The sequence below is a fragment of the Peptoniphilus indolicus ATCC 29427 genome, assembly GCF_000227315.1.
Lineage (GTDB): Bacteria > Bacillota > Clostridia > Tissierellales > Peptoniphilaceae > Peptoniphilus > Peptoniphilus indolicus.
Genome location: NZ_JH165064.1, coordinates 61,220 through 69,521 on the forward strand (window position 1 = coordinate 61,220; position 8,302 = coordinate 69,521).

An 8,302-nucleotide genomic window follows, 5' to 3' on the forward strand; every position below is an offset into this window, starting at 1 on the left:
CTCTTGTCCATCTCTCCTCCTTAAACTTACTAAATACTATTTTTAATTATTTAAGTATTTAGTATTTATATAATTATTAAATAGTTATAATTTACTATCCTAATCCCACCCACACACCCACTAATATTTTTATATTTTGTTTAATTTTTCATAGAAGTAGTCTGCTGCTTCTTGTAATTCTTCTTCTGTTGCATGTCTTGATTCGATGCTTGTTTGTATCATTTTTTCTTTTATTTTTTTCGGCACAATCGCTCCTGTAAATCCACGCATTTTTTCTATTAATTTTTTATCTACCAAGCCGGGGCATTTGTAATATCCGAGTGAATTTCTATTTTTAAGTAAGTCTTCTAAATTTTTGGATACATCCATGCCATGTGGTGAGTCTGGCATTGCTCCCATGGTTACAAATATGCCGAGGTTTTGTTGTTTTGTATTTTCTATTATATTTTTTGCTTCTTTATTAGGTTTTCCTTTATCAATCCATGCACCTACTAGTGCAAAGTCATATTCTTCTAGTTTTGGATCTTTCTTTATTTCTTTTATGTCTTTTATCTCGACATCACATATTTTTTTAGTTCGAGATAGATATGTTCTGCCATCTTCTTTGTGTTTCCTGTCTTTGATGAATATGCAATTATTCCCCTCATTTAATTCTCCCTTGCTAATACTATTGTTTCTCCTTCAAGTTGTGCTAATTTTAATTTTGTATCAAATATTTTTGATATATTTTCTTCTGTAAGTGTTTCTTTAGGCTTTCCGTTAAATACTATTTTGCCTTTATACATCCCTACGATTTCATCTGCATACTTTATGGACTGATTTATATCGTGAAGAACCATTATTATTGTCTTGTTAAGATTTTTGTTTAGTCTTTTTACTAAGTTCAATATTTCTATCTGATATTTTATGTCGAGATAGGTTGTTGGTTCATCCAAAAAAAGTATGTCGCTATCTTGTGCTATTGCCATTGCTATCCAAACTCTTTGTGTCTGCCCACCTGATAATAGATTTACTTTTTTATCTCTTATTTCTTCGAGTCCGCATAGTTTTATTGCTTCATCTATTTTTTGATAATCTTTTTCTGTCAATCTTGCCATAAATGGAAGGTAGGGATTTCTGCCATAACTTACTAATTCTTCTACTTTTATGTCTGAATCTAATCTATTTTTTTGTTTTACTATTGCGACTTTTTTTGCGAAGTCTTTTCTATTTATGTCGCTTATGTTTTTCCCATCAAGTCTTATCGTCCCCATCTTTGGTTTTAGATTTCTCGTACATAATTTGAAAAGTGTCGATTTTCCACAACCATTTGAGCCGAGTAGTATTGTTATCTTTCCTTGTTTAAAGTTAAGCGATAAGTCTTTTATTATGTTTTCTTTTGTGTATGCGAAGAACAAGTGCTTAATTTCCATATTCTCGTCCTCCTGTTTTTAAAAGTATTATGAAGAATATTCCTCCGAACACAGACATTAATACTTGTGTTTTTATTTCGTAAGGATATGCTATTATTCTTCCTAATGTGTCTGATAGTAAAAGAACTATGCTTCCTAAAATCATAGAGAATGGCAAGAGGTGTTTGTGATTTGCACCTACTATCATTCTTCCTATATGTGGTACTATTAGTCCTAAAAAGCTTATTGCTCCTATTTGTACTGTTGCAACGCTTGAGAGCATTATTGCTACTAGTGCTACTAGAAATCTATCTCTATTTACATTTACGCCGATTGATTTTGCGGTTTCGTCTTCTAATGATAAGAGGTTACAAGATCTTATAGTTATGAGTGAAAGTACAAGTCCTATTATTCCGTAAATTGTCATTATTCTTACGTCTGCCCAAGTTTTTTGTGCTACATTTCCTTCTATTATTGACTGAACATTTGTAAGGTTGCCGCCTGTCATCGCTTTTATGGCTTCTGATATTCCTATAAAGACCATATTTAGGGCAATCCCCACTAATATGAGTTTAATTGGGTTTGAACCGCCCTTCCATGCTATGGAATATATTAATAGGTAGGCAATTATTCCACCAAGTATTGATAGTGCTGGTACGAGATAGAAAATTCCCGGTGCAAGTAATAGGACGATTGTTCCTGTAAGTGATGCGGCTGATGATATGCCTATGATGCCCGGATCTACGAGTGGGTTTTGCATTACTGCTTGAAGCATCACTCCGCTTGTTCCTATTGCCGCTCCTGCTATTATTGCTATTATTATTCTCGGAAATCTCAAGTCATATATTGTAGCTACTTCGCTGTCAAATTCTACAAAAAGACCTCTTATAAGTTTTGAGAAAGTCATTTCTATTGAGCCTGTTTTTGCTGAAAATAGGGTTAATATTAGAAGGATTATCACAGATATTGAAAATACTAAAATCATTTTAGTTTTTTTCATATAAAATTTCCTCCAAATCATTTAATGCTTCTTTATAGTTAAATTTTGCACTCATGCCGAATTTTTTGTAGTCCAGATCATAGACTTTTTCTTCTTTTACGGCTCTAAAGTGTTTCCAAATGTCATTTGTTGCAAAGTCTTTTTTAAACATTTCCATTACTTCATCAGGAAGTGCATGTGCTGTTCTTAATATTATGTCGGGATCTTTTTTAAGCATATCTTCTGTGTTTATTGTTATAAATTGTTGGTCTGTTCCTGCATAGACATTTTCTGCTCCGGCTAATTGTACAAGGCTACCGACATATGAGTTCTCTGTCGCCACTACATATGAACCGGGAAGTCCCATTAGTATTAATACTTTTGGTGTTTTTTTGTCTTTGTGTTTTTCTTTGTATTCGTTTATAAATTTATGGTAGTCGTCTACGAGTTTTTTTGCTTCTTTTTTTCTATCTAAGAGTTCTCCCAAATCTTCTATTGATTTATACATTCCCTCTATATTGCTAAGGTTTAAAAATCCATAGTCTATTTCTGCCGCCTTATATTTTGGCAATAAGTCTGATATAAGTGAAACTGGCGAAAATACATAATCTGGTGAAATCATCTTTAATTTTTCTATATCAGGGGTCATTGCCATACCAACTTTGGGGACATCTTTATACCTTTTGGGCATAGGGTCTATTTTTGAGTCCGGTACTGCGACTAAATCTACGTCTAGCTTTTCCATTATATAGACTGTAGCCATTGATGTTGCTGCTATTTTTAGCTGTCCACCTGTTTGTTTTTTGTTTTGTTTTTGATTTACGCAAGATGTACATAATAGTAGGGACAATGCTATTGTTAGGAGTTTTTTAATCTTCATATGTTTCACTCCTTAATTTGTTTAATTTTTCTTCCACATTATTTTTATAGAAATAAGATAGTAGTGCCAATATTATTGCTAATGATGTAATTATTACTACTAACCCTATAAGTGAATAGATAAATGCCATAGTTACTTTCCCTAGTCTTGTCTTTTCTTTTACTTCATCTTCTTCATTTTCGTCTGAGTAATATATTTTTTTTATTACTTCTGAGTCTTTGGTGAGTAACCCATGGGAATATCCTAAATCGCCAGCTGAAAATTTAGAGTTTACTATTTTTTGTTCTACTTTTCCTCCCTGTGCTTGTGGAGCTAGTATTTGCCCTACTTGCACATTGTTTTCTACTGGTTTTAAACCTTCTGTATTTTGTAGTGAATTTTGTTGTGGAAGTGTTTGTTGTATTTCTTGTGTATTTTCAGTTTGTTCTTGTTGCAGACTTTGATTTTGTTCTAAAGATGCAAAATCTGTATTTCCTGGTACGAGATCCGATATTGTGTAGTAGAATATTACATCTCTTCCCATTGGTCCTACGAAAAATGTCGCTCTTACTATTACATTTTTACTTGGTATTTCAATTCTATAATCCCTTGTTTCTTCTCCTTGTCCAGTTACTTCTGCTGCTACTGAATAAAATCCTTCTTCGCCGTAATTTTGAACTGCAAAGGTTTCATTTTTTATATAGTTTGCAAGACTGTATCTTACGGATAAGAATATTCTTCCGTCATCTGTTGTTTCTACAAGTGCTTGAGGGTTTAATACATTTTCGGTCATCCCCTGCCCTATACCCGGGTTATTGCCAGGGTCTTCTATAACTCCTGTTACAGGGTGTTGATAGTAAGGTGTTGCCTTTGCTATTTCTTGTGTATAGGCATTTACATTTGTTTTTAGTGTAAATATTATTAGTAGTAGGACTATGCTTAGTATTTTTTTATTCTTCATCTTTTTTTAGCCCTCCTATAAATAGTATTTCTTCTTTCATATTTTTAATTTCGCCTAGGTTCTTTTTGATAATTATTATCGCTGCTGTATTAAAAAAATAAAAGTTAATAATATTAGCGTTATTATTCCTTTAGACTCTTTTTCTTTTATATTTTCTTCTATGCTTTCTTTTGCGTATTCTATATTTTCGTTTTTGCCTTTCTCACCATTTACTACATCTAATTGCTTTTGTAACGAACTTTGTACTGGTTGTTTTGACATTTGTGTTTGATTTATCTGTGGTGTTGTAGACCCGTTAACAGCTGATTTATTCACTGGTTTTACTACAGGTTTTTTTACACTTTTTGTAAAGGCCTTTTCTCTTTGTTCTTTGGTAGTTTTATTAGGAGTTTTATTTTCTTGTTTTCCTTCAGAAGTTGCAACAGGGTTTGAGCCTGATTTTACTAGTAGATAAACTCCTGGATTTTTCACTTTTGCCTTTATATGTTCGTCAGTATAGGTAAAGTCTATTTTTTGTTTTTCTCCTTCTGTGCAGTCGTATAATGCTAAATTATCTTCTTTTGTAAATTTAAGAAGTGGCAAACTTAATTCAAATTCTTTTTCTGGCTTTAGCTTCTTTCTTGTTGCTTGTATGCTATCTTCTTTGCCAGTTATTTTTTCTAATGGTCCTAAAAATTCGATTTTAAATACATTTACTTGATCAAGTGGATCGAAATCTTTTGAATATTCTTCAGCATCCTTGCCGGATAATTTATTCCCATAAAAGGAAAACGCTTCTGTAAATGTATCTGGTCCATAGGATACAAAAAGATTTTTATTTTCTACTTCCCCTGAATCTTCTTTAGAATATTCTGCTTTTTTTGCACCATTTTTAAATTTATTTATAAGTACTGATTCATCTTCGGATATTTTTTCTACTTTTGTAAAGTCAAGCTTTACTCTTGCCCTTATGGGTTCATCGCCCATCGGTTCGACCTTTGGATCTACATAAACTTTTGGCATATTGTCCATATTTACTAGTTTAGTTCTAAAAACTATAGGTCGCTTTTCCTTTTCTTTTGGTATTTCCATTTCAAATGCGCCAGGCTCTGCTGGATAATAATTTCCATCTTCTTTTTGGAAATAGATGTTTATAAGAGATGCGGTTATACTCATATACTTCATTTTATCTGAGCCTATGTACAAGAAGCCTTCCTTATCTTTTACTTCTAGCTCTCCTATTTGATTCATCGCCTGGTTCCCCATAGATTCCTTATCTTCTATTGCGTGCCATAGGGCTATGGGAATTTTATAATATCCATCTTCTAAATTTATTTCTACTTTCTCTGGGACTTCATCTTTTTGATTTTCTGCTCCATATATATTTACAGAAAATATTATAGTTAAAATTAAAATTAACAAGGTTGTTATTTTAATTTTCAAGATATTTTTCACGATTATATCACTCCCCCTTTGTAATTGATAATCGTTATCATACAGCTTTATTTTAATATGTTTTTAACATTATTGCTAGTAGTTTATTTATGACGACTAGTTGCCTATGGTTTACTTTTTCTATGAATTTTATTTGTTTCTTGTGTTTTATGAATGTTTTTTTTAATAAATCGGTTTGAAATACAAGTTTATAATGGATTTTTCTTATATGCTATGACAATTTGTTTTTATTTTTAAATTAAACCTAAGTTTACAGAAAATAAGAAATTTGCTTCTTTTATATGAAGATTCATTCCAATTTGTGATTTTATAATTAGCATAAGACCTGCTTGTAGTATTACCTCTCCTGTGTTATTCCAGTAGTCAATGATGTCTAGTGGGATCTTAAACTCTCTTTCGTTTGAATTAATTTCATATTTTTTGTTATCTTTGTAGTAGAAAACTTTAGTAGCTATTCCTTTTTTCTTATAGCCTTCTTTCGGTTTTTCTATTATTTTAGATTTTAGGCTTATATAAGGATTGTCGTCAATAATTAAATGTGCATCTTCTTCAAATCCCATAGATGCCATGGATTTTTCTATAAATGAATCTGCTTTATCTTCGTGATTTTTATAGATACAAAAATTTATTTTATGCTTTCCTCTTCCTAAGAGTTCTATTAATTTTTCTTTTTCTACTTTAGCTGAGAGTTTTTCTATTTGTTCTATTTTTTCTGCTCTTTCATCTATGCTACTATAGAATTCTTCCATCCCCCTTCCCATAATTTCAAATGATAATTCCTCTGCTATATTTTTTTCTATTTTGAATATTTTTTGTAAAACCAGAATAATGTTTTTACGTTTTTTATCATAACAATTTGCAAGTTTATCTCCGATTTTTGTTGGATTATATTCATGACCATCTTTATAAAGTACTCCAAGTGTTACCATTCTATCTAAAATTTTCTTTGAATTCGTTTTTGAGCAGTTGAAGCAAATTGATGTGGATGTTATTGTCTTGTTGTTTTTTTGCTTTTTATATATAAAAGATATTGTATTTGAATTTTGGTCAAGTCTAGTTTAATCATTTTTATCACCTACGACTCTATTTCTCTATTCATTTTTACTATATTATTACATATTCTAAGACTAGATTTTCTATGAGAAGATATTATTATTGTCTTATCTTCTTTTTCCTTGTATAGGGATTTTAGTATTATACCTTCATTTAGTGCGTCTATATTTGCTGTTGGCTCGTCTAATATATATAGTTTTGATTTTCTTAGGAACATTCTAGCTAGGGCAAGTCTTTGTATTTGTCCTGTGGAAAGAAGTTTATTTTCTTTTACTATTTCTGTATCAAAGCCTTTTTCTAAACTTGCTATAAATTCATAAATATTGGCTTTTTTTGTGGCTATTATTAATTCTTCTTCTGTTGCATCTTCTTTTGCTATTTTTAGATTATCTCTTATTGTTCCTTTAAACAGATGAGTTTCTTGAGATGTATATGAGATGTTCTCTCTTAAATTAGAAGTTTTTATTGTTTTTAAATTTTCGTTATTTAAATATATTTTTCCTTTATTAGTATCATAAAATCTCATTATAAGTTTTATTACAGTTGACTTGCCGCAACCACTTTTACCAGATAGACCTATTACTTGATTTAGATTTGCTTTTAAATTAAAGTTTTCTATAAGGCTAGTATTATCGTAAGAAAAGTCCACTTTATTAAGCTCCAAATTGTTATAAATAATCTCCTTTCCCATAATATTTTCTTCTACTTCTGCTTCTTCGTCTAATAGTCCTAGTACCCTCTTAGCACATGCAAAGGTCAGTATTAGATTATTAGCAAGGTTAGATAATGCTGAAGTCGGGCCAAAAGATGAAATAAATATAGTCAGTGGAAATATTAACCCTAGTATATCTACTTTATTTTTAATATATAGATTTGCCCCCACTATTACAAATATTAGGTTTGCAATAATAATTATTGCAGACGATAGGGCAAAGTTTTCTCCAGATTTTTTAGACAGTATTTTAGTGGATTTATTTAGCTTTCTAGTTAGATTATTTATTTCCTTTAACAGTGTTTTTTCGTAATTAAAGTTAATAATTTCTTTTAGCCCTTTAAATGCCTCTAAAATTTTAGAGTTTAGTGCTGATAAATCTTCCCTTTGTACTGCACCTATATCTCTTGCTGATTTTTCCGTTACTATAGGTACAATGATTGCTAAGATTAAATGAGATATTAGTAGAACTAAGGCATATAATGGACTAAAGCTATATAATATTATTAAAAATACTAATGTATGAATTATAGCTATGCATATAGGAGAAATAGTATGGGCATAAAATACTTCTAAAAGCTCTATATCTGCCGTTATTATGGAAATTAATTTACCCTTGTTTTTCTCTTCCATTTTAGCAGGCCCTAACTCTCTTAATTTTTTAAATACTTTATCTCTAATTATGGCTAGAGTTTTAAATGCAACATAGTGGTTAAATAGCTGCTCTATATATTTAAATACTGCTCTTAAAATTGCTAGAATAAATATAATTCCTACTATAGTTTTTAAATTTATATCTTTATCAAGTATTAATTTTGCTAAACTATATCCTCCTAGCCCAGGTATTAGTGTGGCAAATATATGTCCCATTGCTCCAAAGAAAACTGCACAAATCATCTGAATTTTTAAGTCT

The 8,302-nt window shown here is 30.7% G+C and carries 9 protein-coding genes; all 9 read right to left on the reverse strand.

Annotation, left to right across the window (positions count from 1 at the left end):
• Nucleotides 1–129: 129 nt before the first annotated feature.
• Nucleotides 130–567 (reverse strand): flavodoxin family protein, encoded by a 438-nt coding sequence (locus HMPREF9129_RS07860; protein ID WP_306424725.1) that lies wholly within the window; start codon nucleotides 565–567, stop codon nucleotides 130–132.
• A complete protein-coding gene (locus HMPREF9129_RS12465) occupies nucleotides 549–647 on the reverse strand; it encodes a flavodoxin family protein (RefSeq protein WP_257009231.1) in 99 nt (32 codons plus the stop codon). The genes HMPREF9129_RS07860 and HMPREF9129_RS12465 overlap by 19 nt, the downstream gene beginning before the upstream one ends.
• Nucleotides 648–1,412 (reverse strand): ABC transporter ATP-binding protein, encoded by a 765-nt coding sequence (locus HMPREF9129_RS07865; protein ID WP_040552856.1) that lies wholly within the window; start codon nucleotides 1,410–1,412, stop codon nucleotides 648–650.
• Complete coding sequence (locus HMPREF9129_RS07870; RefSeq protein WP_040552857.1) at nucleotides 1,402–2,391, reverse strand: FecCD family ABC transporter permease; 990 nt, start codon at nucleotides 2,389–2,391, stop codon at nucleotides 1,402–1,404. Before HMPREF9129_RS07870 ends, HMPREF9129_RS07865 begins: the two co-directional genes overlap by 11 nt.
• Complete coding sequence (gene isdE / locus HMPREF9129_RS07875) at nucleotides 2,378–3,250, reverse strand: heme ABC transporter substrate-binding protein IsdE (protein WP_004822315.1); 873 nt, start codon at nucleotides 3,248–3,250, stop codon at nucleotides 2,378–2,380. The genes HMPREF9129_RS07870 and isdE overlap by 14 nt, the downstream gene beginning before the upstream one ends.
• Nucleotides 3,240–4,190 carry a heme-binding Shp domain-containing protein gene (locus HMPREF9129_RS07880; protein ID WP_004822316.1) on the reverse strand — a complete coding sequence of 317 codons (951 nt, stop codon included), beginning with the start codon at nucleotides 4,188–4,190 and terminating at the stop codon, nucleotides 3,240–3,242. The genes isdE and HMPREF9129_RS07880 overlap by 11 nt, the downstream gene beginning before the upstream one ends.
• A gap of 75 nt (nucleotides 4,191–4,265) precedes the next feature.
• The gene (locus tag HMPREF9129_RS07885) at nucleotides 4,266–5,612 is read right to left on the reverse strand and encodes an NEAT domain-containing protein (protein WP_257009233.1); all 1,347 of its coding nucleotides are present in this window, start codon (nucleotides 5,610–5,612) and stop codon (nucleotides 4,266–4,268) included.
• A gap of 245 nt (nucleotides 5,613–5,857) precedes the next feature.
• Nucleotides 5,858–6,553 (reverse strand): hypothetical protein, encoded by a 696-nt coding sequence (locus tag HMPREF9129_RS07890; RefSeq protein WP_004822320.1) that lies wholly within the window; start codon nucleotides 6,551–6,553, stop codon nucleotides 5,858–5,860.
• 146 nt (nucleotides 6,554–6,699) lie between these two features.
• Nucleotides 6,700–8,302, reverse strand: a 1,603-nt coding sequence (locus tag HMPREF9129_RS07895; protein WP_040552859.1) for an ABC transporter ATP-binding protein, incomplete at its 5' end; no start/stop codon positions are given.

Bases quoted from the DNA above. Each gene is read 5' to 3' on its own strand.
- HMPREF9129_RS12465 (WP_257009231.1), bottom strand. From the start codon at position 647: ATGAGGGGAATAATTGCATATTCATCAAAGACAGGAAACACAAAGAAG.
- HMPREF9129_RS07865 (WP_040552856.1), bottom strand. From the start codon at position 1,412: ATGGAAATTAAGCACTTGTTCTTCGCATACACAAAAGAAAACATAATA.
- HMPREF9129_RS07870 (WP_040552857.1), bottom strand. From the start codon at position 2,391: ATGAAAAAAACTAAAATGATTTTAGTATTTTCAATATCTGTGATAATC.
- isdE (WP_004822315.1), bottom strand. From the start codon at position 3,250: ATGAAGATTAAAAAACTCCTAACAATAGCATTGTCCCTACTATTATGT.
- HMPREF9129_RS07880 (WP_004822316.1), bottom strand. From the start codon at position 4,190: ATGAAGAATAAAAAAATACTAAGCATAGTCCTACTACTAATAATATTT.
- HMPREF9129_RS07890 (WP_004822320.1), bottom strand. From the start codon at position 6,553: ATGGTAACACTTGGAGTACTTTATAAAGATGGTCATGAATATAATCCA.